The sequence below is a fragment of the Polaromonas sp. CT11-55 genome, assembly GCF_047303325.1.
Taxonomy (GTDB): domain Bacteria; phylum Pseudomonadota; class Gammaproteobacteria; order Burkholderiales; family Burkholderiaceae_C; genus Polaromonas.
The window spans coordinates 65,823-89,617 of sequence record NZ_JBKBEX010000013.1; the positions used below are offsets into that span (position 1 = coordinate 65,823).

Annotated in this window: 23 protein-coding genes; 16 read left to right on the forward strand and 7 right to left on the reverse strand. The window is 63.9% G+C overall.

The genetic code is table 11. The features are described 5' to 3' along the window. The first annotated feature begins 3 nt into the window (after positions 1–3). The 8 genes from ACEN8I_RS13765 (at position 4) to slmA (ending at position 8,940) form a co-directional block, all read left to right on the forward strand. A complete protein-coding gene (locus tag ACEN8I_RS13765; protein ID WP_413329107.1) occupies positions 4–1,452 on the forward strand; it encodes an oligosaccharide flippase family protein in 1,449 nt (482 codons plus the stop codon). After that, positions 1,449–2,003: a serine O-acetyltransferase gene (locus tag ACEN8I_RS13770; protein ID WP_413329044.1), complete on the forward strand. Its 555-nt coding sequence runs from the start codon at positions 1,449–1,451 to the stop codon at positions 2,001–2,003. Before ACEN8I_RS13765 ends, ACEN8I_RS13770 begins: the two co-directional genes overlap by 4 nt. 1 nt (position 2,004) lies before the next feature. Beyond that, on the forward strand, positions 2,005–3,852 hold the full coding sequence (locus ACEN8I_RS13775) for an NAD-dependent epimerase/dehydratase family protein (protein ID WP_413329045.1): 1,848 nt from the start codon (positions 2,005–2,007) through the stop codon (positions 3,850–3,852). Between the two features lie 3 nt (positions 3,853–3,855). Continuing rightward, on the forward strand, positions 3,856–4,737 hold the full coding sequence (locus ACEN8I_RS13780; RefSeq protein ID WP_413329046.1) for an NAD-dependent epimerase/dehydratase family protein: 882 nt from the start codon (positions 3,856–3,858) through the stop codon (positions 4,735–4,737). A gap of 75 nt (positions 4,738–4,812) precedes the next feature. Further along, entirely contained in the window at positions 4,813–5,724 is a 912-nt protein-coding gene (gene argB, locus ACEN8I_RS13785; RefSeq protein WP_413329047.1) for an acetylglutamate kinase, read from the forward strand. 154 nt (positions 5,725–5,878) lie between these two features. After that, the gene (locus ACEN8I_RS13790) at positions 5,879–6,580 is read left to right on the forward strand and encodes a response regulator (protein WP_413329048.1); all 702 of its coding nucleotides are present in this window, start codon (positions 5,879–5,881) and stop codon (positions 6,578–6,580) included. 107 nt (positions 6,581–6,687) lie between these two features. Next, complete coding sequence (locus ACEN8I_RS13795; protein WP_413329108.1) at positions 6,688–8,127, forward strand: ATP-binding protein; 1,440 nt, start codon at positions 6,688–6,690, stop codon at positions 8,125–8,127. Between the two features lie 162 nt (positions 8,128–8,289). Continuing rightward, positions 8,290–8,940, forward strand: coding sequence for a nucleoid occlusion factor SlmA (slmA, locus tag ACEN8I_RS13800; protein WP_413329049.1), 651 nt, complete (start codon positions 8,290–8,292; stop codon positions 8,938–8,940). A 212-nt stretch (positions 8,941–9,152) separates the two neighbouring features. Here the strand turns inward: slmA and ACEN8I_RS13805 are convergent, their stop codons facing one another. The 7 genes from ACEN8I_RS13805 to ACEN8I_RS13835 all read right to left on the reverse strand — a co-directional run bounded on the left by ACEN8I_RS13805 (position 9,153) and on the right by ACEN8I_RS13835 (position 16,842). Then, positions 9,153–10,208: a malate/lactate/ureidoglycolate dehydrogenase gene (locus tag ACEN8I_RS13805; RefSeq protein ID WP_413329050.1), complete on the reverse strand. Its 1,056-nt coding sequence runs from the start codon at positions 10,206–10,208 to the stop codon at positions 9,153–9,155. Between the two features lie 25 nt (positions 10,209–10,233). Continuing rightward, positions 10,234–11,784: a UxaA family hydrolase gene (locus ACEN8I_RS13810; RefSeq protein WP_413329051.1), complete on the reverse strand. Its 1,551-nt coding sequence runs from the start codon at positions 11,782–11,784 to the stop codon at positions 10,234–10,236. Positions 11,785–11,821: 37 nt separating this feature from the next. Next, on the reverse strand, positions 11,822–13,216 hold the full coding sequence (locus ACEN8I_RS13815; RefSeq protein WP_413329052.1) for a TRAP transporter large permease: 1,395 nt from the start codon (positions 13,214–13,216) through the stop codon (positions 11,822–11,824). 22 nt (positions 13,217–13,238) lie between these two features. Beyond that, positions 13,239–13,793, reverse strand: coding sequence for a TRAP transporter small permease (locus ACEN8I_RS13820; protein ID WP_413329054.1), 555 nt, complete (start codon positions 13,791–13,793; stop codon positions 13,239–13,241). Positions 13,794–13,950: 157 nt separating this feature from the next. Continuing rightward, complete coding sequence (locus tag ACEN8I_RS13825; RefSeq protein WP_413329055.1) at positions 13,951–14,955, reverse strand: sialic acid TRAP transporter substrate-binding protein SiaP; 1,005 nt, start codon at positions 14,953–14,955, stop codon at positions 13,951–13,953. A gap of 106 nt (positions 14,956–15,061) precedes the next feature. Next, the gene (locus ACEN8I_RS13830) at positions 15,062–16,027 is read right to left on the reverse strand and encodes a tripartite tricarboxylate transporter substrate binding protein (RefSeq protein WP_413329056.1); all 966 of its coding nucleotides are present in this window, start codon (positions 16,025–16,027) and stop codon (positions 15,062–15,064) included. 74 nt (positions 16,028–16,101) lie between these two features. Further along, on the reverse strand, positions 16,102–16,842 hold the full coding sequence (locus tag ACEN8I_RS13835) for a FadR/GntR family transcriptional regulator (RefSeq protein WP_413329057.1): 741 nt from the start codon (positions 16,840–16,842) through the stop codon (positions 16,102–16,104). A gap of 126 nt (positions 16,843–16,968) precedes the next feature. Between ACEN8I_RS13835 and ACEN8I_RS13840 the strand changes: the two genes are divergently transcribed. The 8 genes from ACEN8I_RS13840 to ACEN8I_RS13875 all read left to right on the forward strand — a co-directional run bounded on the left by ACEN8I_RS13840 (position 16,969) and on the right by ACEN8I_RS13875 (position 23,793). Beyond that, positions 16,969–17,703: an SDR family oxidoreductase gene (locus ACEN8I_RS13840; RefSeq protein WP_413329058.1), complete on the forward strand. Its 735-nt coding sequence runs from the start codon at positions 16,969–16,971 to the stop codon at positions 17,701–17,703. Beyond that, positions 17,700–18,446, forward strand: a complete 747-nt coding sequence (locus ACEN8I_RS13845) for an SDR family NAD(P)-dependent oxidoreductase (protein WP_413329059.1) — start codon at positions 17,700–17,702, stop codon at positions 18,444–18,446. Before ACEN8I_RS13840 ends, ACEN8I_RS13845 begins: the two co-directional genes overlap by 4 nt. A 29-nt stretch (positions 18,447–18,475) precedes the next feature. Then, complete coding sequence (locus ACEN8I_RS13850) at positions 18,476–19,324, forward strand: fumarylacetoacetate hydrolase family protein (protein WP_413329060.1); 849 nt, start codon at positions 18,476–18,478, stop codon at positions 19,322–19,324. 111 nt (positions 19,325–19,435) lie between these two features. After that, entirely contained in the window at positions 19,436–19,675 is a 240-nt protein-coding gene (locus ACEN8I_RS13855; protein WP_413329061.1) for a hypothetical protein, read from the forward strand. Positions 19,676–19,876: 201 nt separating this feature from the next. Further along, complete coding sequence (locus ACEN8I_RS13860; RefSeq protein WP_413329062.1) at positions 19,877–20,605, forward strand: TetR/AcrR family transcriptional regulator; 729 nt, start codon at positions 19,877–19,879, stop codon at positions 20,603–20,605. 18 nt (positions 20,606–20,623) lie between these two features. Next, a complete protein-coding gene (locus ACEN8I_RS13865; protein ID WP_413329063.1) occupies positions 20,624–22,420 on the forward strand; it encodes an acyl-CoA dehydrogenase C-terminal domain-containing protein in 1,797 nt (598 codons plus the stop codon). Positions 22,421–22,449: 29 nt separating this feature from the next. Continuing rightward, a complete protein-coding gene (locus ACEN8I_RS13870; protein ID WP_413329064.1) occupies positions 22,450–22,884 on the forward strand; it encodes a DUF2147 domain-containing protein in 435 nt (144 codons plus the stop codon). A gap of 24 nt (positions 22,885–22,908) precedes the next feature. Next, a complete protein-coding gene (locus ACEN8I_RS13875; RefSeq protein WP_413329065.1) occupies positions 22,909–23,793 on the forward strand; it encodes an alpha/beta hydrolase in 885 nt (294 codons plus the stop codon). Positions 23,794–23,795: the final 2 nt, after the last annotated feature.

Here is a 23,795-nt window from a genome sequence, read left to right on the forward strand (position 1 = left end):
CTCATGCGCATATCTCCTGCCTATCTCAAAAGCGGGATATTGGTCAGTACGGCCGGTGTCTTTGGCTCGGCCTTTTTGTGGTTGCTCAGTTTCAAGGCCATGGCGTTCTGGATGGGGCCGGAGGGCGTCGGGTTATTTTCCCAACTCCGGCAGATGGCGCAAGCCGCCACCGTAGGCGCCACATTCGGCGGTACCAATTCCGTGGTGCAGGGCCTTGCCGAGCGCAAGGATGAAGCCACGCGCCGGCAATTCCGGGCAACGGCGGCGCGCCTGGTTTGCCTGTCGGGCTTCGCCGTGGTGCTGGTCATCGCCGCCGCGGCGCCTTTGCTCACACAATTCTTCCTGGCTTCGAGCGCGCCGGCTCTGGTGGCGACCGTGCGCTGGATCGCCCTGGCCGTCCTGCTCAACGTCGGCGGGACCTATGCGTTGGCTGTGCTCAATGGCTACAGATCCTATCCTTATCTGGCGCTTGCGCAGATTGCCGGGCCGGCGGCACTGGTCATGCTGCTCGGGGGCGCGGGCTGGTGGCACTTGCCGCCGGATCCGCAACTTTTGTCCGGGGCCTTTGTATTGTGTTTCGGCGTGACCTGCCTCGTGGGCGCTTTCGGCGTCTCACGCCTGCCCAAGCTTGAGCGCGCCCTGCGGCTTGGCGCGCTGCCCAAGGCGCAAAGTCGGGCATTTGTGCGGTTTGCTTTTTCCAATCTCGTGGCGGCGCTGTCAACCACCGTGGCCCTGTTGTTGGTCCGGTCCTGGGTGATCGAGGCGAAGGGGCTGGCTTTTGCTGGATTGTTTGACGCGGGCTGGACCCTGACCTTCAACTACACCACTTTGTTCCTGACGGCTTGCAGCGCGATCTACCTGCCCAGGCTCACCGCGGCGGTGCGCCCTGAGGACCGCAGGGCCTGCATGTTGAAAACGGCCTACCTCGTGCTGGGCGCCGGCATTCTTGTCTGCCATGCCATGGTGTTGCTCAAGGAGCCGCTGATCCACCTGCTCTATAGCTCGCAGTTCCAGGCCTCGGGCGAGGTTTTGATGGTCCTGGTCATCGCGGTGATATTCCGGGGCGTCTCCTGGGTTTATGGGACCTTGATTCTTGCAACGCGCAACTCCCGCATCCTGGTCGTCTCCGACGTCGCCTTGAACCTGATGCTGCTTGCCTCAACGCGTTACGCGCTTGACAGCTTCGGATCGCTGCAGGCCTTGAGTTGGGCTTTTGTGCTGCCGAATTTTCTTTACCTGGTATTCGTGGTGGAATATGCGTGTCTTCAGAACCGGCTGATGTGCCGCCGTGACATCTGGCCTTTTTTGCTGGCCGGCACTTCGCCGCTGTTCTATCTGGCTTTGTCGGGGCCGCAATGGGCCAACTCCGGGCTTGTGACAGGGTTGAGTATGGTGGTGGGCCTGGGCGCAGCCGGCGCAGCGCTTCTTGCCTACAAGAAGGTGGTTTCGTGAAAAAGTTGCAATTGGATATAGAGCGGTATTACCGCCTGCGAGGCCATGTGGGGGCCGTGTCGGTCCCAAGGCTGCTCCTTGCCTGCCTGAGCCCGCGCATGGCACCGGTGGTCTTGCTGCGCCTGGCGGAGTTTTTTCACGCGCGCGGCCTTGGCCCGGTAGCGAAACTGTTTTCCATGCTCAATGTTTTTGTTTTCGGTATTGAGGTTTCTCCGCAAGTGCAAATCGGCGGCGGCCTGTTCCTGCCGCACACTGTGGGGACGGTCATAGGCGCGCAAAGCATTGGCGAGAACTGCACCATCCTGCAGGGAGTGACCTTGGGAACCAGTGAGCCCGATATGGGTTTTACGGTGGAGAAGCGCCCGGTTGTCGGCAGCAATGTGCTCATCGGTGCGGGTGCAAAGGTCATCGGGCGTATCGTGATTGGCGATCACGCCAAGATCGGCGCCAATGCCGTGGTCCTGCGCGACGTACCCGCCTATGCGCTTGCTGTGGGAGTTCCTGCGGCCATTGTGAGCCGGCAGGCCCCGGATGAGCACGCAGGCGGCTGACATGAGCCCGATCGTCATCAGTGCCTCGCTGGTTCTTTTCAAGCCGGATCTGGCGACTCTGGAGCGCACCTTGCTTGCACTGCAGGAGGCCGGACGGCTCGCCAGGCAACGCTATTCACTGCAGCTTGGTTTGAGTCTTGTCGACAACTCGGACGACCAGGCGATGCACGAAAAGATCGCAGGCTGGCTGGAAGGCTTTCGTCCGAAGGCTCCGGACTGGACGCTGCAATTGGTGCGCTCGCCAGGCAATATTGGTTACGGCCGCGGCAACAACCTGGCCATCACGGGCACCAGTTCCGACTACCACATTGTCGTCAACCCGGATCTTTTTGTAGATTCGGATGCCCTGGTTGAGGCGCTGCGCTTTATGGAAGCTCACAGCGATGTCGGATTGCTGACCCCTGCTGTGTTCGGAGAAGATGGGGAGCGCCACTACCTGTGCAAGCGCAATCCGACCTTGCTCGTCATGTTCCTGCGCAGCTTCTCGCCACTGTGGCTTCAAAAGAAGCTGGACTTCGTTATTCACGAGTTCGAGATGCGTGATTGCGACTACGAAAAACCTATTCATCCGGTGGAGTATCCGACCGGCTGTTTCATGTTCTTCCGCACGGCGCCTTTGCAGAAAATCGGTGGCTTTGACCCGGACTTTTTCCTCCACTACGAAGATGCGGACATCGGCCGGCGCCTGCTGCCGGCTGCTCGCACCGTGTATGTGCCGGCCGTCCGTGTTGTCCACCAGTGGGCCCGGGACACCCATCGGTCCCTGAGTGCCAAGCTTGGCACGGTGAGGTCCGGCTGGCTCTATTGGCTCAAATGGGGAGGTGTTTTTAAAAGCAAGCCTTCGGTCGAGCCCCGAACGCCCGTCGCCTCCAGGCCGCTGGCCGATCCGGTGGGGCTGCGGGTGCTGGTGACGGGAGCCAATGGTTTTATCGGCCAGGCTTTATGCGCGGTTCTGTCATCGCAGGGCTGCAGCGTGCGCGGGGCGGTCCGGAAAAAAAGCTCGAACGGCCAGGCGGCCGTATCGGATCACTGGGTCATGGGCGAAATTGATGAGCATACCGAGTGGGCGCCCGCACTTGTAGGGATGGACAGCGTTGTCCATCTTGCCGCCCGCGTGCACCAGATGCGCGATACGGCTGCCGATCCCCTGGTTGAGTTTCGCCGGGTGAATGTGGCGCTTACCCTGAACCTGGCGCGCCAGGCCGCCAAGGCAGGCGTGCGGCGTTTTGTTTTCGTGAGTTCGGTCAAGGTCAACGGAGAGGCAACCGTGGTCGGCCAGCCTTTCACGGCCGATGATCCGCCCAAGCCGATTGATCCATACGGCATCTCCAAATTTGAAGCGGAACAGGCCTTGATTCAACTGGCCGCGGAAACCGGGATGGAGGTGGTGATCGTTCGCCCCGTGCTGGTGTACGGCCCCGGCGTCAAGGCCAACTTCCATGCAATGATGCGTTGGGTATTGAAGGGCGTACCCTTGCCGCTGGGGGCGCTGGACAACCAGCGCAGCTTTGTGGCTGTCGACAACGTGGTCGATCTGATTGCCGTATGCCTGCGCCATCCGCAGGCGGCCAACCAGGTTTTCCTGGTCAGCGATGGGGAGGACCTGGCCGTGTCGGACCTGTTGCGGCGGACCGCGGCGGCGCTGGACAGGCCTGCAAGGCTATTGCCCGTACCCGTGTTCCTCCTGAGGCTGGCCGGACGGCTGCTCGGCAGAGAGCCGGTGATTCAGCGGCTTTGCGACACGTTGCAGGTCGACATCAGCAAAACGCAGCGCCTGCTGGGCTGGAATCCACCTCTTTCCGTGGACGCAGCCCTCAGGAAAACTGCCCGGCAACTGCGGGACGAATAAGCCATGCGTGACGGCCTGGGGACGGTTTTTGTCACCGGTGCTACCAGCACCATAGGTTCACTGCTGGTGCCCATTCTGGGTGAGCGGGGTGTTCCCGCCGCCCTGCTCGGGCGGAAACGGCCCGCGGGCCCGGCCGGTAGCGCCTGGCATCCCCTCGACCTGGCCGACCACAGCGCGCAACTGCCTCCCGTGCAGGCCGGCGCCTTGATCCACACCGCAAGCCTGTGGCTGCTTCCGGACTGGCTTGAAAAATTCCACGCGCGCGGCGTGCGGCGTGTCATTGCCTTCAGCTCGACCAGCCGCTTCACCAAGCTGGCCTCGGCCAGCCCCTATGAGCTGGAGGTGGTCAACAAACTCGTCGCGGCCGAGGAGCGCCTGGCGGCCGAGTGCGAGCGGCTGGGCATGGCCTGGACAATTTTTCGGCCCACGCTGATTTACGGCGGCGCTGGCGGGGACCGCAACGTGGCCGACATCGCGCGGCTGGTACGCCGCTTCGGCTTTTTCCCGCGCTTCGGCCAGGCCCTGGGCCGCCGCCAGCCGGTCAATGCACGCGACCTGGCACTGGCCTGCGTGCAAAGCCTGGATGCGCCCGCCAGTTTCGACAAGGCCTACAACCTCAGCGGCGGCGAAACCCTGGCCTATGCCGACATGGTGCGGCGCATTTTTGAGACCCTGGGCCGCAAGCCGGTTTTCATCCCCGTCCCGATCTGGGCCTTCCGTATCGCGGTGCGGCTGGCGCGGCTGCATCCGCGCTTTTCGCACCTGACGGCCGACATGGCCCTGCGCATGCAGGCCGACCTGGTGTTCGACCACCAGGAGGCTACGCGCGACTTCGGCTACCGCCCAGGCCGCTTCGATCCGGCCTACCTGACCACGCTGCGTTGACCCGGCAGCCCGGCACCGTGGGAGCGCCGGCGATGTTGCACAATGGCGCCATCCTCCCTTTTTAGACCTTTGGCCATGAGCGACACCTCCATGACTGATCCTGACCTCTCCCACGTCGGCCCGCGCGACAAAGCCGAAATCCTGGCCCAGGCGCTGCCCTATATCCGCAAGTTCCACGGCAAGACCCTGGTCATTAAATACGGCGGCAATGCGATGACGGACCCGGCCCTGCAGGCCGACTTTGCCGAGGACGTGGTGCTGCTCAAGCTGGTGGGCATGAACCCGGTGGTGGTGCACGGCGGCGGTCCGCAGATCGAAGCCGCGCTCAACCGCCTGGGCAAAAAGGGCCATTTCATCCAGGGCATGCGCGTCACCGACGAGGAAACCATGGAAGTCGTCGAATGGGTGCTGGCCGGCCAGGTGCAACAGGACATCGTGGGACTGATCAACCAGGCCGGCGGCAAGGCCGTGGGCCTGACCGGGCGCGACGGCGGCCTGATCCGCGCGCAAAAACTCAAGATGGTCGACAAGGACGACGCGTCCAAGGAGCACGACATCGGCTTTGTCGGCGACATCGTCAGCATAGACCCCAGCGTGGTCAAGGCCCTGCAGGACGACGCCTTTATTCCTGTGATCAGCCCCATAGGCTTTGGTGAGGAAAACGAGAGCTACAACATCAACGCCGACGTGGTCGCCGGCAAGCTGGCCACGGTGCTCAAAGCCGAGAAGCTGGTGCTGCTGACCAACACGCCAGGCGTGCTCAACAAGGCCGGCGAGTTGCTCACCGATCTGAGCGCCCGCGAGATCGACGAGCTGTTCGCCGACGGCACGATTTCGGGCGGCATGCTGCCCAAGATCGAAGGCGCGCTGGACGCGGCCAAGAGCGGCGTGAACTCGGTGCACATCATCGACGGCCGGGTGCCGCACGCCATGCTGCTGGAAATCCTGACCGACCAGGCCTACGGCACCATGATTCGCTCGCACTGACAACAGCCACGGGGCCGGTGGCCGCCCGCCGTCAGCCTCGTGAAAGTGCGGCTCTGTCAGACTGCGGGCTGGCGGGCAGTCGCGAGGCCGAAAAGAACAAGAACAGGCCGCGGCGCTCATAGTTAGGTATTGGCAGCGAACCGGACAATTCGTGATGCGATTACTCCTCGTGGAAGACGATGTGATGGTGGCCAGCGGCATCAAGCTGGGGCTTAGCGACGCCGGTTACGCGGTCGACTGGGTTGGCAGCGCCGAGCGGGCCGAGGAAGTCTTGCAGGGCGAAACCTTTGACGCCGCCATCATCGACATCGGCCTGCCGCGCATCGACGGGCTGGAGCTGACCCGGCGCCTGCGCCGCGGCGGCATGGCCATGCCGGTGCTGATCCTCACCGCGCGCGACGCGCTGCAGGACCGGGTCCAGGGCCTGGACCTGGGCGCCGACGACTACATGGTCAAGCCCTTTGAGCTGCCCGAACTGCTGGCGCGCCTGCGCGCGCTGCTGCGCCGCTCGCAGGCTGCCACCAGCGCCACCCTGAGCTTCGGCGCGCTGGAACTCGACACCGCCAACCGCGAGGCGCGCGCCAACGGCCAGCTGATAGAACTCGGCCCGCGCGAATGGACGGTGATGGAATACCTCTTGATCAATGCCCCCAAACCCGCCAGCAAGGACAAGCTCCTGCAGGCCATGACCGGCTGGGACAAGGAGATCACGCCCAACGCCATTGAGGTCTACATCTCGCGCCTGCGCGGCAAGCTGGAGCCGCACGGCATTGCCGTGCGCTCCATCCGCGGTTTTGGCTACCGCCTGGAATTGACGGAGGCCGCGCCCGGCTTGCCCGGCGCGGGCACCGAGTAAGCGCCGCGCGCATGGACGCCCCCGGCCGTTCCTGGGCCGACCGCCTCAAGGCCCGCCTGGCTGCCCTGGCCGCGCGAGCCGGCCACAGCCGCCTGGTGCCACCGGCCATGAAGTCCGGCCTGCAGCGCCGCCTGCTCTTGCTGCTGCTGGTGCCGCTGGGTATTTTTGCGCTGGTCAGCGTTTACTTCGACTACCAGACCGCCGGGAACGTCGCGTTGCAAAAGGACCAGCAACTGGCGCGGCTGATCCCGCTGCTGGCCGATTCCGTGGTGGGGCCCGGCATCACCCCCGGCGGGCGTGAGCCCTTGCTATTGCTGGCGCCCCCGGTGGACGACTTCCTCAAGGGCCGCATCGGCTTCGCCGGGTTCCGGATTTCCGATGTCCAGGGCGAATTCATGGCGGGGGAAGAATGGATTCCCGAACTCCTGCCGGCCACGCATGAGACCGAGTTCCACAGCATCGAACACAAGGGCGTGACCTATCGCATTGCGGCCCAGCGTGCCAACACGGCCGCCGGCGAGCTGATCGTGCAGCTGGCCGACGGCTCGGACCCGCGCCAGCAGTGGGTGCGTTCGGTGCTGCTCAAGGTCATACTGCCCAACCTCATCCTGGTGATGGCCGCGGGTTTTGCGCTCAACTGGGCCGTCACGCGCGCGCTCAAGCCGTTGATCGAACTCAAGGACGCGGTGGAGCGCCGCAGCCCGCGCGACCTGAGCGCCATAGACCCGCAGACCACGCCCGCCGAGGTCCAGCCGCTGGTCAGCGCGCTGAACCGGCTGTTCGGCCTGGTCAACGACCAGGCCGAGGGCCAGCGCCGTTTTGTGGCCGATGCCGCCCACCAGCTGCGCACGCCGCTGGCCGGGCTGCAGGCGCAAGTCGAGGCCTGGGCCCAGGCGGCCCGGGTGGCGCAGGCCGCGGGTTCGGACGGCGCCGTCACGCTGTCGGCCGAGAAGATCACCAAGCTGCGCAACGCGACCCGCCGCACCTCGCAGCTGGCCAACCAGCTGCTGGCGCTGTCGCGCGCCGACGCCACGGCCGCGGCCGCCCAGCCCATGCAGCGGGTGGACCTCAAGGACCTGTGTGAGTCCATACTGCCGCTGCACCTGGACGCCGCCGCCCGCAAGGGCATAGACCTGGGGCTGGAGGCCGAACCCGCCCAGACCACGGGTTATGAATGGTTGTTGCGCGAATTGCTGGGCAACCTGGTCGACAACGCCGTCAAGTACACACCGGCCGGCGGCACCGTCACCCTGCGCTGCGGCCTCAGCGCCGGGCCGCAGCCACCGGACGCCGGCGGCGACCCCGAGCATCCGCGCTGGGGCGTGTTCCTGGAGGTCGAGGACGACGGCCCCGGCATTGCGCCCGGTGAGCGCGCCAAGGCCTTGCAGCGCTTTTACCGGGTCCAGGGCACCGAGGGCGAGGGCAACGGCCTGGGCCTGGCCATCGCCAGCGAAATTGCCCGCGTCCACCATTCGCAGCTGGAGCTGGGCGACGGCGGCACCGAGGCCTCGGGACCGCGCGGATTGCGGGTGCGCCTGAGTTTGTAGTCCGCCCGCCACAGTGAGCGCTCGCTGTTACGAAACAGAACGTTGTAGCTACGCCTCACGCGTTAAAACCCAGGCTGCTCAAGCCCTGAACCGTCACTTCCCTGTGCGAGAATGAATTGCAACGATATCCGGTTTTTTGAAACATTCTCCACTCGATCGCCTATGTCCGACCTTGCGCCTGAATCTGAACTGAGCCCCCAAGGCACGCCAGCCTCCGCCGAGCCTGCGGTGCGCAAGCGCCCCAAACCGGGGGAGCGCCGGGTCCAGATCCTGCAGGCGCTGGCTACCATGCTGGAGCAGCCGGGCGCCGAACGCATCACCACCTCGGCCCTGGCGGCCAGGCTGGAAGTCAGCGAAGCGGCGCTTTACCGCCATTTCGCCAGCAAGGCCCAGATGTTCGAGGGCCTGATCGAATTCATAGAGCAAAGCGTCTTCACCCTGATCAACCAGATCGGCGAACGCGAGCCCGACCACTCGATCCGCACCCGCAAGCTGGTGGTCATGGTGCTGCAGTTCGCCGAGAAAAACCCCGGCATGACCCGCGTCATGGTCGGCGATGCCCTGGTGTTTGAAAACGAGCGCCTGCAGGAGCGCATGAACCAGTTCTTCGACAAGCTGGAATCCAGCCTCAAACAAAGCCTGCGCGACGCGGCAGCCGCCAGCGGCGCCGCCACCCCTACGGTGGACGCCCAGGTGCGCGCCTCGGTCATTGTGGCCTTTATGGTCGGGCGTTTGCAGCGTTTTGCCCGTTCGGGCTTTAAACGCCTGCCCTCCGAACACCTCGAAGCCAGCCTGGCCACTATATTGGGCTGACCCCTATCGGTGTGCACTTCGTGTCACACCTTTTCCCCTTCCAGGGGACGGGCGCCTTGGGGCCGGCAAAGCCAGACCCCGGCCCCCACTGGAAAAAGAATCACCCCTATCGGACACGCACTTCGTGTCGTGCCTTTTCCCCTTCCAGGGGACGGCGCCTGCGGCCGGGCAAAGCCAGTTCCGCGGCCCCTGCTTGGCGGTTTTCCTGACCGCTAGAGGCTGAGCCCCACCTTACCGGCAGCACCCACGATTTCTTCCCAAGTGCTGGCGTCAATGTCTATGCCGTCACGCTCGCGCTCCACGCGCGCGCGGCGTTCGGGCTCGCCGGCAATCTGCACGCCGTGCTCACCGTCGGCCGGCGGGCTTTTGCGCAGCCACTCGACGAAGGCCAGGGCCTCGGTTTCCATGGCCGACTGCGTGCCCAGCTTGCCCGGGTCTATCAGTATGGTCAGCATGCTGTTGTAGACGGCGCGTGTGCCCACCGCCGGGTGGTGCCAGGTACCGCCGCCGGTCAGCGCGCCGCCCAGCAGCTCGCAAGCCACGGCCAGGCCGTAGCCCTTGTGCTCGCCAAAAGGCATGAGCGCGCCGAAAAACCCGTTGGCCTGCGGCACCACCACCACGCCGGGGTCGGTGGTTGGCTGGCCGTGCTCGTCGATCAGCAGGCCGGGCGGCACGGACTTGCCCTGGTTGTGCGCCACGCGCATCTTGCCCTGGGCCACGCGGCTGGTGGCGAAGTCCAATACAAAGGGCGGGGCGTCCTTGAGCGGCACCCCTATGCAGCAGGGATTCGTGCCGTAGCGGCCGTCGGCGCCGCCCCAGGGCGCCACCACGGGCCGCGTCATGACGTTGACGAAATGCAGCGACACCAGGCCCTGGGCCACCGCCATCTCGGCAAAATGGCCTATGCGCCCCAGGTGGTGCGATTCGGCCAGCGCCAGGATGCAGCTGCCCTGTTCCTTGGCGCGGGCCATGCCCAGCACCATGGCCTGCTCGCCGACCACCTGGCCGTAGCCGCGCTGGCCGTTGAGGCTGAGCAGCGCGCCGGCATCCAGCACAGTCCTGACCTGCGCATTGGGCGTGAGGCCGCCTTCGAGCACCGCGTCCACATAACGCGGCAGCATGCCCACGCCGTGCGAGTCGTGGCCGCTGAGGTTGGCCATGACCAGGTTGGAGGCGACTTTGTCGGCTTCTTGCGCCGAGCTGCCGGCCGCGACGAGGATGCGGGCGCAGTGGGCCCGCAGGGCTGAGGCTTGGATGTTTTTTTGCATGGACCTTGGAGGATGAGGGTGAGGTTTACATCACGGCGCCGACTTGCCAGGGCACGAACTCGTTTTGCCCGTAGCCGTGTTTTTCGCTCTTGCTGGGCTCGCCCGAGGCCGTGGCCAGCACCATTTCGAAAATGCGCTGCCCCATCTCCTGCACCGACACGCCGCCGTCGATGATTTCGCCGCAATTGATGTCCATGTCTTCTTCCTGCCGTTGCCACAGCGCCGAGTTGGTGGCCAGCTTGAGCGAGGGCGAGGGCGCGCAGCCGTAAGCCGAGCCGCGGCCGGTGGTAAAGCAGATGATGTTGGCGCCGCCGGCCACCTGGCCCGTGGCGCTGACCGGGTCGTAGCCCGGCGTGTCCATATAGACAAAACCGTGCGCGCCCACGGGCTCGGCGTATTCATACACCGCCTCGAGGTTGGAGGTGCCCCCCTTGGCCACCGCGCCCAGGGATTTTTCGAGGATGGTGGTCAGGCCGCCGGCCTTGTTGCCGGGCGAGGGGTTGTTGTTCATCTCGCCCTCGTTGATCTCGGTGTAGTGCTCCCACCATTTGATGCGCGAGATCAGTTTTTCGGCAATCTCGGGCCGTACCGCGCGCCGCGTGAGCAGATGCTCGGCGCCGTAGATTTCAGGGGTCTCGCTGAGGATGGCGGTGCCGCCGTGGGCCACCAGCAGGTCCACCGCCGCGCCCAGCGCCGGGTTGGCGCTGATGCCCGAATAGCCGTCGGAGCCGCCACATTGCAAACCTATGGTGATGTGGGCGGCGCTGCAGGGTTCGCGTTTCACCGCGTTGGCCTGCGGCAGCATCTCCTTGATCATGGCAATGCCCTTGGCCACGGTCTTGGCCGTGCCGCCCGTGTCCTGGATGCTGAAGACGCGCAGGGTTTCGCCCTCGCGCAGGCTGCCGTGGGCCAGCCAGGCATTGATCTGGTTGGACTCGCAGCCCAGCCCCACCACCAGCACGCCCGCGAAGTTGGGGTGCGTGGCGTAACCCGTCAACGTGCGCTGCAGGATCTGCAGGCCCAGGCCGTCGGAGTCCATGCCGCAGCCCGTGCCGTGCGTGAGCGCCACCACGCCGTCGACGTTGGGAAAGTCCTTCAGCGCCGACGGGTTGTTCTTTCGCGAAAAATGGTCGGCAATCGCGCGCGCCGCCGTGGCCGAGCAGTTCACGCTGGAAAGTATGCCGATGTAGTTGCGCGTGGCCACGCGGCCGTCGGGCCGCTTGATGCCCATGAAGGTGGCCTCGCGTCTGGCGGGCGCGGGCTTCACGTCGGCGCCGAAGGCGTAGTCGCGCGCGAAGTCGCCTTTGTCGGGCCCCATGTCCAGGTTGTGCGAGTGCACATGCTCGCCGGGCGCGATCGGCTTGCTTGCAAAGCCGATGATCTGGTTGTAGCGCCGCACCGGCTCGCCCGCGGCCAGCGCGCGCGTGGCGATCTTGTGGCCGGCCGGGATCAGGCCGCGCACGGTGATGTTCTCGACCTGGGTGCCGCCCACCAACTGCGCACGGGCAATCAGGACGTCGTCGGCGGGATGAAGGCGGATAAAGGGCGTGGCAGGGGGCTTGGTGGTGGTCGTCATGGAAGTCATCGTGAATGTATGGACGGTTGTACCCCAGTTAATAAAACATCTTGGGCAACCAGAGTACTGCCTTGGGGAAGTAGGTGATGATGCCCAGGCTTAGCAGCAAGGGCACCAGCCAGGGCAGTATGGCGACGGTGGTGCGCTCCACCGAGAGCTTGGCCACGCGCGCCAGTACAAACAGCACCATGCCCATGGGTGGGTGCAAGAGGCCGATCATGAGATTGAGCACCATCACCAGGCCGAAATGCACGGGGTCTATGCCCAGCTGCGCGGTGATGGGCAGCAGGATGGGCACCAGGATGGTGATGGCGGCGGTGGGCTCCAGGAAGCAGCCGACAAACAGCATCAGCAGGTTGGCCAGCAGCAAAAACACCCAGGGGCTCTGGGTAAAGCCCAGCACCCAGGCGGCGATCGCGGTGGTCACGCCGGTGGCCGTCAGCATCCAGCCGAAGATGGATGCGGCCGCCACGATGAACAGCACGGTGGAGGTGGTCTCGACGGTGTCCAGGCAGACCTTGATAAACATCTTGAACTTCAGCGCCTTGTACCACCAGAAGCCCAGCACCATGGCCCAGACGCAGGCCGCGATCGCGCCTTCGGTGGGTGTGAACAGGCCAGTCGTCATGCCGCCTATCAGCAGCACCGGCGTCATGATGGGCAGTACGGCCTCGAATTTAAAAATCTTGTCGAGCACGAACAGGGCGATAAGCCCTGCAATCACCGTGACCTGCGCCGGCGCGCCCGCAATGCTGATCAGCGCCCACAGCACCAGCGGCCAGGCCGCCACCACGCCCAGCTCTATCAGGGCTTTGCCCAGGCGGCTGGCTGAGAACTTGATGTCGGCACCCCATTTGTTCTTGTGGGCAAAGTAGGCCACCGTCAGCATCATCAGCACCGCCATCAACAGGCCCGGCAGCAGCCCGGCCAGGAACAGCGCGCCAATCGACACGTTGGCCATCATTCCGTAGATCACAAAGGGCAGGCTGGGCGGGATGATGGGGCCCAGCGTGGCCGAGGCGGCGGTCACGCCGACCGCGAATTCCGAGGAGTAGCCGTGCTCCTTCATGGCCTTGATTTCGATGGTGCCCAGGCCGGCCGCGTCGGCGATCGCCGTGCCGCTCATGCCGGCGAAGATCACCGAGCCCAGGACATTGACGTGGCCCAGGCCGCCCTTGAGCCAGCCCACCAGGGCCAGCGCGAAGTTGTAGATGCGGGTGGTGATGCCCGCGTTGTTCATGAGATTGCCGGCCAGGATGAAGAAAGGCACGGCCAGCAAGGGAAAGCTGTCTATGCCCGATACCATGCGGTGTATGACCACAAAGGGCGGCAGGTTGCCGGTGACCAGGATGTAGACCAGCGAGGCGCCCGCCATGGCGACGGCGACCGGTATGCCGGCACCCATGAAGATCAGGAAAAATATTTTGAGCATGATGATGAGGGGTCTGTCGCGTTCAGCGGTCTTGCATGGTGGATTCGGGGCGCTCCAGCACGCTGTAGCCGCGGCGGTAATGGACCAGCGCAACTTGCAGTGACCGGACCAGCATGGCGGCAAAGCCCAGCAGGCATACGCCGTAGACGATGTTCATGGGCAGGTCCACAATGGTCATGCGGGTCTGGTTGCCGATTTTTTCCATCATTTGAAAAGTCATGAACACCGCCGCGCCGTAAAAGGCGATGCGCAGCAGGTCCGTCAGCGTGGACATGATGCGGCCCATCTTTGCCGGCATGTGGCGGTAGAAAAAATCCACCTGGATGTGGTTGTTCTTGGCAACGCCTACGGCCGCGCCTATGAACACCACGGCGATCAGTTCATAACGCGCGATCTCCTCGGTCCACGCCGCCGAGTCGTTGAAAACATAGCGCGTGACGAACTGGTACAGCACCGTGGCGCCCAGCAGCCAGAAAAATGCCAGGGCCACCCAGCCCTCCGTCGTGGTGGCGGACAGGTCCACCACCTCGTCCTCGGTGTGGAATGAACCGTCGTCGCTGATGATTTTTTCGGTCATCTTGTTTCCTTAATCTTTCTCTTTGTGCAGCAGGGCGCCGGTAGTCACCCGGAAAGCGTAGCGAGCGGCCAGAGGTCGCGTCGAGAAGCGCAGCCGTACTTCCGTACGGCGAGCATCACAGGCGCGAGATCTGGCCGCGCAGTAGCTTTACGGGTGGCTACCGCAGATTGATGATGCGGTCGTAATCTGCCTGGCGGTAACCCAGGTCCGCAGGCGAAGTGCTCTTGAGCACCGCCGCCCGGAAGGCGTTCTTGTCGACCGTGATCACGTTGTTGCCTTTTTTCTTGAACTCATCAACCAGCCGTGCCTCGGAGGCGATGATTTCGCGCCCGGTTTTTTCGGCGGCTTCCAGCATCACGTCGCTGAAAATCTTTTTCTCATCCGCGGTCAGCTTGTTCCACAGCTGGCCCGACACCACTGTCAGCAGCGAATCGACGATGTGGCCGGTCAGTGAGATGTTCTTCTGCACTTCATAGAACTTCTTGGCTTCTATGGTGGGCAGCGGGTTTTCCTGCGCGTCCACCGTGCCGTTTTGCAGCGCCAGGTAGACCTCGGCAAAGGCAATCGGCGTCGGGTTGGCGCCCAGCGCCTTGGGAAAAGCCATATAGGCCGGCGCGTCGGGCACGCGGATCTTCAGGCCCTTCATGTCTTCAGGCTTGGTGATGGGGCGGGCCGCGCTGGAGGTCACATGGCGCGCGCCGTAGTAATTGAGCGCGGTGATGTGGTTGCCGCTCTTCTGGTCGTAGCCGGCGGCCAGTTCCCTGAACACATCGCTGTTGGCGAACTTGAGCTGGTGCTCGGCGTCGCGGAAGATGAATGGGAAGTAGCCGATGGCCAGCGGCGGGTAAGTGCGGCCGGCAAAACTCGCGCCGGTGAGGATGATGTCCACCGTGCCCAGGGTCAGGCCCTGGTTGATGTCGGCCTCTTTACCCAATGTGGAGGCCGGGAACACCTGGATCTCGTACTTGCCGTTGGTGCGCTTCTTGATCTCGTCGCCGGCCCAGACCGACCATTTGTGGAAAGGCTCGGAGGTCTCGTAAACGTGGGCCCATTTCAGTTTGGTCTGTGCCGATGCAAGGCCGGAAAAGCCCAGGGCGCCCGCCATCAGCGCGCAGGCGGCAATGGCTTTGACGGCGAATCGTTTGTTGTGGAATGCATTCATGGTTGTCTCCTCAAAGGGTGTGCTGGCATGAAAGGAAAAACCGGCCTGCGCGCCAGCGCGCAGGCCGTGAAGCCGGGGTCTGCCGCCCCGTTGTCTCCATGTTGCTTTAGTTCTTCAGGTTGAGCTTGGTCACCAGTTGCTTGAAGGTGTCGTTGTCGCGCACCATCTGCGCCTTGAAGGCGGGGCCGTCGGCATAGGCGTAGCCGAGGTTGAGCTTGTCCATGACCTCGCGCATGATGGGTTCTTCGGCGGCTTTTTTCGTCATGGTGCGGATGTACTCGACCACTTCGGGCGGCGTGCCCTTGGCCACGCCCAGGCCGCGCCAGGTGCCTATGGACAGGTCGATTTTGCGTTCCTTGAGCGTGGGCACGTTCTCAAAACCCTTGACACGCTGGTCGGCCATCACGCCCAGGATCTTGAGCTTGCCGGCGGCCACGTGCACCGCGACCTCCGCCGGGCTCACGCCCACGGCGTCCACATGGCCGCCCAGCAGCGCCAGCACGGCGGGGCCCGCGCCCTGGAAGGGGATGTGGCTGAACCTGGCGCCGGTTTTTTCTTCGAGCGAAGCGGCGGCCAAATGCCAGATGGAGCCGTTGCCGGCATTGCCCACCTTCACGTCGCTGCCGGGTTTTTTGGCGGCGGCGAGGAAGTCCTCAATCGTGTTGTAGGGTGAGTCAGCGCGCACGGTGATGGCGGCCGGGTCGGCGTTGAGGCGGGCGATCGGGATGAAGTCGTCCTGCGTGATCTTGGTGATGCCCAGGTGCGGGAGGATGGTCACCTCGACGAAAAGCATGGCGATCTTGTAGCCGTCCGGCTTGGCGTTCGCCACGTCGGCCAGGCCTATCGCGCCGCTGGCACCCGCCTTGTTGTAGACCACCAGCGGCTGGGTGGTGTATTTTTTGGCCGCTTCGGCATAGGCGCGCGCCAGCGAGTCGGTGCCGCCGCCGGGCTGGAAGGCCACCATCACTTCAATCGGCTTGTTCGGGTAGGGCTGGGCCGTGGCGATGGCGCACAGGCCCGTAGACAGCAGCAGCGCCGCAGCCAGTCGCCTGGTGTGGGTCAGGAAATTCATGTTTGTCTCGCTTTCTTTTCTTGTAGTGCCAAGTTGCGGTTGAGGGAAATCTCCGGGTGCGGGAATGCTTCTTCTTATTTTTTGGGTGTCTTCTGTTGCGTGGTCCGGCGCCAGCTCACGCTGAAGCGCTTGTGCGAATGGTCCATGTGTTCATGCATGGCCGCGCGCGCGGCGTCAGGGTCGTGGTTGCGCACCGCCTCATAAATGGCCCGGTGCTCCGCGATGGCCGAGCGCCAGGATTCCACGGTTTCAAAATGGCCGCCCAAACGTTCGAACAGCGGGCCGCGCCGCGAATCCCAGAAGCGCTGTACGGTTTCGATCAGCACCACATTGCCGCAGGACTCGACGATGGCAGTGTGAAAAGCCCGATCGCCTTCCAGCGGCAGCACGCCGCGGTCGGCATCGGCCTGCATGCTGGCGATGGCTTTGGCCATCGCCTCTATGTGCTTGCGCTTGGCCTGGGTGGCGGCCATGGCGGCGACTTCGCCCTCCACCACGCGGCGCGCGCGTATCAGTTCCAGCGGGCCCCATTCGTCGGGTGGTATTTCCCCGGCCCGGCCGTTGCCGGTACCGGGCGCGCCGCTGCGGTCCAGCACATAGACGCCGGAGCCGGTGCGCACCTCGACCCAGCCCTCGACTTCCATCGCGATCAGCGCCTCGCGCACCGAGGGCCGGCTCACGCCCAGCTGGCGCGCCAGGTCGCGCTCGGCCGGCAGGCGCGCGCCCACGGCCCATTCGCCGGCCGAGATCAGCGCGCGCAGCTGCTCGGCGATCTGGCGGTACAGGCGTTGCGGTTCGACGGTCTGCAGGGGCATGGATGGAAGAAAGGGGGCGAGGAAGAACGGCTTAAGGGTAAGCCAGAATTGGACAAGTGGTCAGACCAATTGATAATCCCATGAAACCCCCGGGACAGCATCCGGCAAAACCCTGTAGGAGCATTGATGAGACTTGAAGGAAAGAAGGCACTGATTACCGCGGCCGGCCAGGGCATTGGGCGCGCCAGCGCGCTGGCGCTGGCGGCTGAAGGCGCGCAGGTCTGGGCCACCGACCTGAACCCCAAGCTGCTGGAAAGCTACAAAAGCGTGGCCAACATCACCGCGCTGCCGCTGGATGTGCTCGACAAGGCCGCTATCCACAAGCTGGTGGGCGGCTTGCCGGCGCTGGATGTGCTGTTCAACTGCGCGGGCTTTGTGCACGGCGGCACGGCGCTGCAGGCCACCGACGAAGAGCTGGAGTTCGCCTTCCAGCTCAATGTGCGCGCGCAGTTCTGGATGATCCAGGCCGTGCTGCCGAAAATGCAGGCCCAAAAACGCGGCAGCATCATCAACATGGCCAGCGTCTGCGGCAGCATCAAGGGCTTGCCCAACCGCTTTATCTACGGCACGACCAAGGCCGCGGTGATTGGCCTCACCAAAAGCGTGGCGGCCGACTTTGTGGCCGACGGCGTGCGCTGCAACGCGATTTGCCCCGGCACCGTCGACACCCCTTCGCTGCAGGACCGCATCAACGCCAACGCCGACCCGGTGGAGGCGCGCAAGGCCTTTATCGCGCGCCAGCCGCTGGGGCGATTGGCCCAGGCGCATGAAATCGCGCCGCTGGTCACCTTCCTGGCCAGCGACGAATCCGCCTTTGTGACCGGCCAGGCCTACAACATCGACGGCGGCATCACCATATGAACCAGCTCGACCTGAAAGGTCGGCACACGGTGATCACGGGCGGCGCGGTCGGCCTGGGTTTTGCGATTGCCCAGCGCATGCTGGCCTCGGGCGCAACCGTCACCTTGTGGGATATCAAGCCCGAGGCGCTGGAGAAAGCAAAGTCCAGCCTGGGCGCCGGCGTGCACACCGTGGCGGTTGACGTCGCCAGCCATGCGAGCGTGGTGGAGGCGGTCAAACAAACGGTCGCCCACAACCCGGCCATAGATGCGCTGGTCAACTCGGCCGGCATCACCGGCCCCAACGTCAAGCTCTGGGACTACCCGCCCGAACAGTGGATGCAGGTGCAGCAGGTCAACCTCAACGGCCTGTTCTTCTGCTGCCGCGAAGTCGTGCCGCACATGCGCGCGCGCAACTACGGGCGCATCGTCAACATCGCCTCGGTCGCCGGCAAGGAAGGCAATCCCAACGCCAGCGCCTACAGTGCCAGCAAGGCGGCGGTGATCGCGCTGACAAAATCGCTGGGCAAGGAACTCGCCGACACCGGCGTGCGCGTCAATTGCGTGACGCCGGCCGCTGTGAAAACCCCGATTTTTGAGCAGATGACACCCGAGTTCATACAGTTCATGCTCTCGAAAATCCCCATGGGCCGCTTCGGCACGCCCGATGAGGTGGCTGCCATGGTCAGCTGGCTGTGCACCGAGGATTGTTCTTTTTCGACGGGCGCGGTGTTCGACCTTTCGGGCGGCCGCTCCACTTACTGACTTCACCGATTCACTCAAAAAGGAAAACCATGAAACTCGTTCGTTATGGCAACCCCGGCAAGGAAAAACCCGGCCTCATCGATGCCAATGGCAAGCTGCGCGACCTGAGCAGCGTCATCAAGGACATAGGCCCCGACCAGCTCGGCGACGCCGCACTGGCCAAACTGGCCAAACTCAAGACCGACAAGCTGCCGCTGGTCAAGGGCTCGCCGCGCTACGGCAGCCCCATCACCGGCACGCGCAAATTCATCGCCATAGGCCTGAACTACGCCGACCATGCCGCCGAATCGGGCTTGCCGATTCCGGCAGAGCCCGTCGTCTTCATGAAGGCCACCAGCTGCATCCAGGGACCCAACGATCCCATCATGCTGCCCAAGAACTCGGTCAAGACCGACTGGGAAGTCGAACTCGGCGTGATCATCGGCAAGCAGGCGCGTTACGTCTCGCAAAAAGAGGCGCTCAACCACGTGGCCGGCTACTGCACCATCAACGACGTCAGCGAACGCGAATTCCAGATCGAGCGCGGCGGCACCTGGGACAAGGGCAAAGGCTGCGACACCTTCGGCCCCCTGGGCCCCTGGCTGGTCACGCGCGACGAAGTGCCCAACCCGCAAAAGCTGTCGATGTGGCTGGAAGTCAACGGCAAGCGCGTGCAAAACGGCAGCACCAAGACCATGATCTTCAGCGTCGCCAAGATCATCAGCTACGTGAGCCAGTTCATGACCCTGGAGCCCGGCGACGTGATCACCACCGGCACGCCGCCCGGCGTGGGCCTGGGCATGAAGCCGCCGGTTTTCCTGAAGAAGGGCGACACGATGTCGCTGGGGATTGAGGGCTTGGGCGAGCAGCACCAGACCGTGGTGCCATTCAAGCTGTAAGCATGCGACGACGGGTGATTGCGCGGGCCGGCGCCTGCGTAATCGCCTGTAATCGACTGGCAGTGTTTTCCGCCGGAATATTGGTCTCCCTGAAACTGATATGGAGCCAACATGCCAAACCAAGTCCTTGATCGTGGCCACACCGCAAACCTTGGGGCCAACACCGTCCCCGGCAACCTCCAATTGATAGGCGTAGGCGCCAGCTACACCATCGCTATCAATGGAGGTGCGCCAGTCGCTCATGTCATCGCAGTCGGCCACGTCGATACTTACCCGATCAACAACCAGCCTGTTTCCGTCACGAACACCACGGGCGCTGCAGGCCCGGCAAACATGACGTTGAGCTGGTAGCGGGTGCCCCGGTGCGGGCCGCCCCTCAAGGGAAACGGGCCACACAGAGTAAATAGATAAAACCAAGCTCGGCGGGGCGGGTTTACCCTCCCTGCGGTTAGAAGAGGGTCCCTATAAACAGGCACCCAACAACCCCGGCTTGCCCATGGTCATCAAAGTGTTGCAAAATAGAACGACCGTTCGTTTTATTTTGTAACCACCATGTCCGTCACAGAACTCCCAGCGAAAGCCCCCCGCGCCCCGGCCGTGGGCAGCGCCGTGGCCAAGAGCCAGCAAAAAGGCCAGCAGACCAAGGCGGCCATTGTGGATGCGGCCCTGGGCTTGGCCACGCAGATCGGGCTGGAGGGCCTGAGCATAGGCGCGCTGGCCGAGGTCATGCGCATGAGCAAGTCCGGCGTGTTCGCCCATTTCGGCTCGCGCGAGGAATTGCAGATCTCGGTGATCCGCGAATACCACGTGCGTTTCGAGGAGGAAGTCTTCTTCCCGGCCCTGCAGCAGCCGCGTGGCCTGCCGCGCCTGGCGGCCTTGTTCCATAACTGGATGAAACGCACTTCGCTCGAAATTGACTCGGGCTGCTTGTACATCAGCGGCGCGGTCGAGTTTGACGACAGGCCGGGCCCGGTGCGCGATGCGCTGGCGGGCTCGGTGCGCACCTGGCTGGCGGCCATGTACCGCGCGGTGGTGCAGGCCAAGGAAGCCGGTCATTTGCGGCCCGATGCCGACGAGCACCAGATGGCGTTTGAAATCCACGGCCTGATCCTGGCGTTGCATTACGAGGCCCGCTTCCTGAAGACGCCGGGTTCCATGGACCGCGCCAACACGGGCTTTGCCAACATTCTGGCGCGCTACGGCAGCGATGCCGCCGCGCCTTCTACTTCCGCCACCCCGAAGAAATCTTCGGGCAAGGCATCCCCTTCCAAACCAATTTAACGCTAAAGGACCTCCACAATGCCCCAGTACAGCCCGCCCCTGCGCGACATGCAATTCGTCATGCACGAAGTGCTCAAGGTCACCGATGAATTCAAGGCCATCCCCAAGCATGCGGATGTCGATGCGGACACCATCAACGCGGTGCTCGAGGAAGCCGGCAAGTTCGCCGCCGAAGTGACCTTCCCGCTGAACATCAGCGGCGACGAAGAGGGCTGCAAGCTCGACAAAACCACGCACGAAGTCACGCCACCCAAGGGCTTCAAGGAAGCCTATGCCAAGTACGTTGAAGGCGGCTGGGCCGCGCTGAGCTGCGACCCGGAATACGGCGGCCAGGGCCTGCCTTTTGTGGTGAACCAGTGCTTGTACGAAATGCTCAACTCGGCCAACCAGGCCTGGACCATGTATCCGGGCCTGTCGCATGGCGCCTATGAAGCCCTGCATGCCCACGGCACCGACGAGCAGAAAAAACTCTACCTGCCCAAGCTGACCAGCGGCGAATGGACCGGCACCATGTGCCTGACCGAACCGCATTGCGGCACCGACCTGGGCCTGCTGCGCACCAAGGCTGAGCCGCAGCCCGACGGCACCTACCGCCTCACCGGCAACAAGATCTTCATCAGCGCCGGCGAGCACAACATGGCCGCCAACATCGTGCACCTGGTGCTGGCCCGCCTGCCGGACGCGCCCCAGGGCAGCAAGGGCATCAGCCTGTTCGCCGTACCCAAGTTCAACGTCGGCAAGGACGGCGCCATCGGTTCGCGCAACGGCATTTACTGCGGCGGCCTGGAGCACAAGATGGGCATCCACGGCAACGCCACCGCGCAGATGGTGCTGGAAGGCGCCGTTGGCACCATGGTGGGCGCGCCCAACAAGGGCCTGGCCGCGATGTTCGTGATGATGAACGCCGCCCGCCTGGGCGTGGGCAACCAGTCGCTGGGCCTGACCGAGGTGGCCTACCAGAACGCGCTGGCCTATGCCAAGGACCGCATCCAGATGCGTTCGCTGTCCGGCGTCAAGGCCAAGGACAAGCCGGCCGACCCCATCATCGTGCACCCCGACGTGCGCAAGATGCTGCTGACGGCCAAAGCCTACGCCGAAGGCGGCCGGGCCCTGGCGATCTACTGCACGCTGCTGCTGGACAAGGAACTGCACCACCCAGACGAGAAAGTGCGCAAGGACTCCGGCGAAATCGTTGCCCTGCTCACCCCCATCGTGAAAGCCTTCCTGACCGACAACGGCCATATCTCCACCAATGCCTGCATGCAGGTCTTCGGCGGCCACGGCTTCATTAAAGAGTGGGGCATGGAGCAATTTGTGCGCGACAACCGCATCAACATGATTTATGAAGGCACCAACACCATCCAGTCGCTGGACCTGCTGGGCCGCAAGATCCTGGGCAACAACGGCGCCACGCTGAAGAAATTCGGCAAGGTGATCGCCGCGCTGATCGCCGAGGAAGGCGTCAACGAGAAGATGGCCGAGTTCATCAACCCGCTGGCCTACCTGGCCGACCAGATGACCAAGTTCACTACCGAGCTGGGCTTCAAGGGTTTCCAGAACCCCGACGAAGTGGGCGCAGCTGCCGTCGACTACCTGCGCGTGGCCGGCCACCTGGTGTTCGGTTACTTCTGGGCCTTGATGGCGCAGACCGCGCTGCGCGAAATCGCCGCCGGCAACACCGACAAGTTCTATGTGGCCAAGCTGCAGACCGCGCGTTTTTACTTCGCCAAGCTGTTCCCCGAGACCGCGACGCTGATGCGCACCGCGCGCGCCGGCAGCAAGTCCCTGATGGAAACCGACGAAGCGCTGGCTTGAGCTTATTGTCCCTACCCACTGGAGGCACCATGAAACGCAAACTGCTGATCCTGGCCCTGGGCCTTGTCTCGATTTCCGCGCTTGCCCAGAACACGCCGGTCGGCTTGTGGCGCGGCTTCGACGAAAAAACCGGTGATCCCAAATTCGAAGTCCGTATCGCAGAAGCCGGCGGTGTGCTGAACGGCAAAGTCGAAAAGCGCATGTCCCCCGGCGTCAAGCCCGACGACGTTTGCACCGAATGCACCGATGACCGCAAGGACAAGCCACGCCTGGGCCTGGAAATCATTCGCGGCGCCAAAAAGTCGCCCGACGGCGATGTCTGGGAAGGCGGCAAGATCCTGGACCCGGACAGCGGAAAAAGCTACTCCCTCAAGATGACCCCGATTGAAGGCGGCAAGAAGATGGAAGTGCGCGGATCCATAGGCCCGTTCGGCCGCACCCAGACCTGGACGCGTTTGCCATGAATGCCATAAAAGCGAGGGGCTGCCATGGGTGAAGCAATTTCCCGCCTGCGGTCCATGACTTTTGGCGAGGCTGCAAGCACCCCGCCGCCCGCGCGCCGCTGGTATGGGCATTACCTGCTCAAGAAGCCGTTTTTCGGCCGCTTCATGAAACCCTGGCGCTGGCCCGCCGACGTGCCGCAGGAAGGATGGGAGCGGGTGCGCATCACCAGCCGCAGCACCAGCCGGCTCGAGGCCATCGTCGCACGCACGCTGCTGCCTCCGCGCGGCGTCGTGGTGTGCGCCCATCCCATGGGTTATGCCTGCAAAGGTTTCTGGCTGCGCCACGGCCATGCCCAGGCACTGCTCGATGCCGGCTTTCATGTGGTGGCTTTCGACTTCAACGGCTTTGGCGAAAGCCCATCGACCAATTTTGATTTCCCCGGCGATGTGTTGTCGGTGGGCAATTGGGCACGTGGCGCGTTTGCCGGCCTGCCGGTGCATGCGCTGACGGCCTCCTTCGGCGCGATGAACACGCTGAGTGCGATAGCCGAGGCGGATTTCCCTTACGACAAGGTGGTGGCTGAAGGCTGCTCGCCCACGCTGCCCGATTTCTGGAAAGCTTACCCCTTTGCCCATGCGGTACTCAATATCAGCCGGCGTATCAGTCCGCAAGCCGAGTTGCGCCTGCGGCCCGTGCACCACCTGGCCAGGATGCGCGACGTGGACGTGTTGCTGATCCACAGCCGGGTCGACCGCTGGACGCCGGTGCATTTCGGCGACGCCCTGCAACAGGCCGCCTCGCGGCCGGAGCGCATTCAGCGCGTGATCCTCGACAAGGCCGAGCATACCCACGGCATGCGCGACGAGCCGCAGCGCTACTTGAGCGCGGTGCTCGAATTTTTCAACCAGTCATCCCCAACAAGGTCTTAACC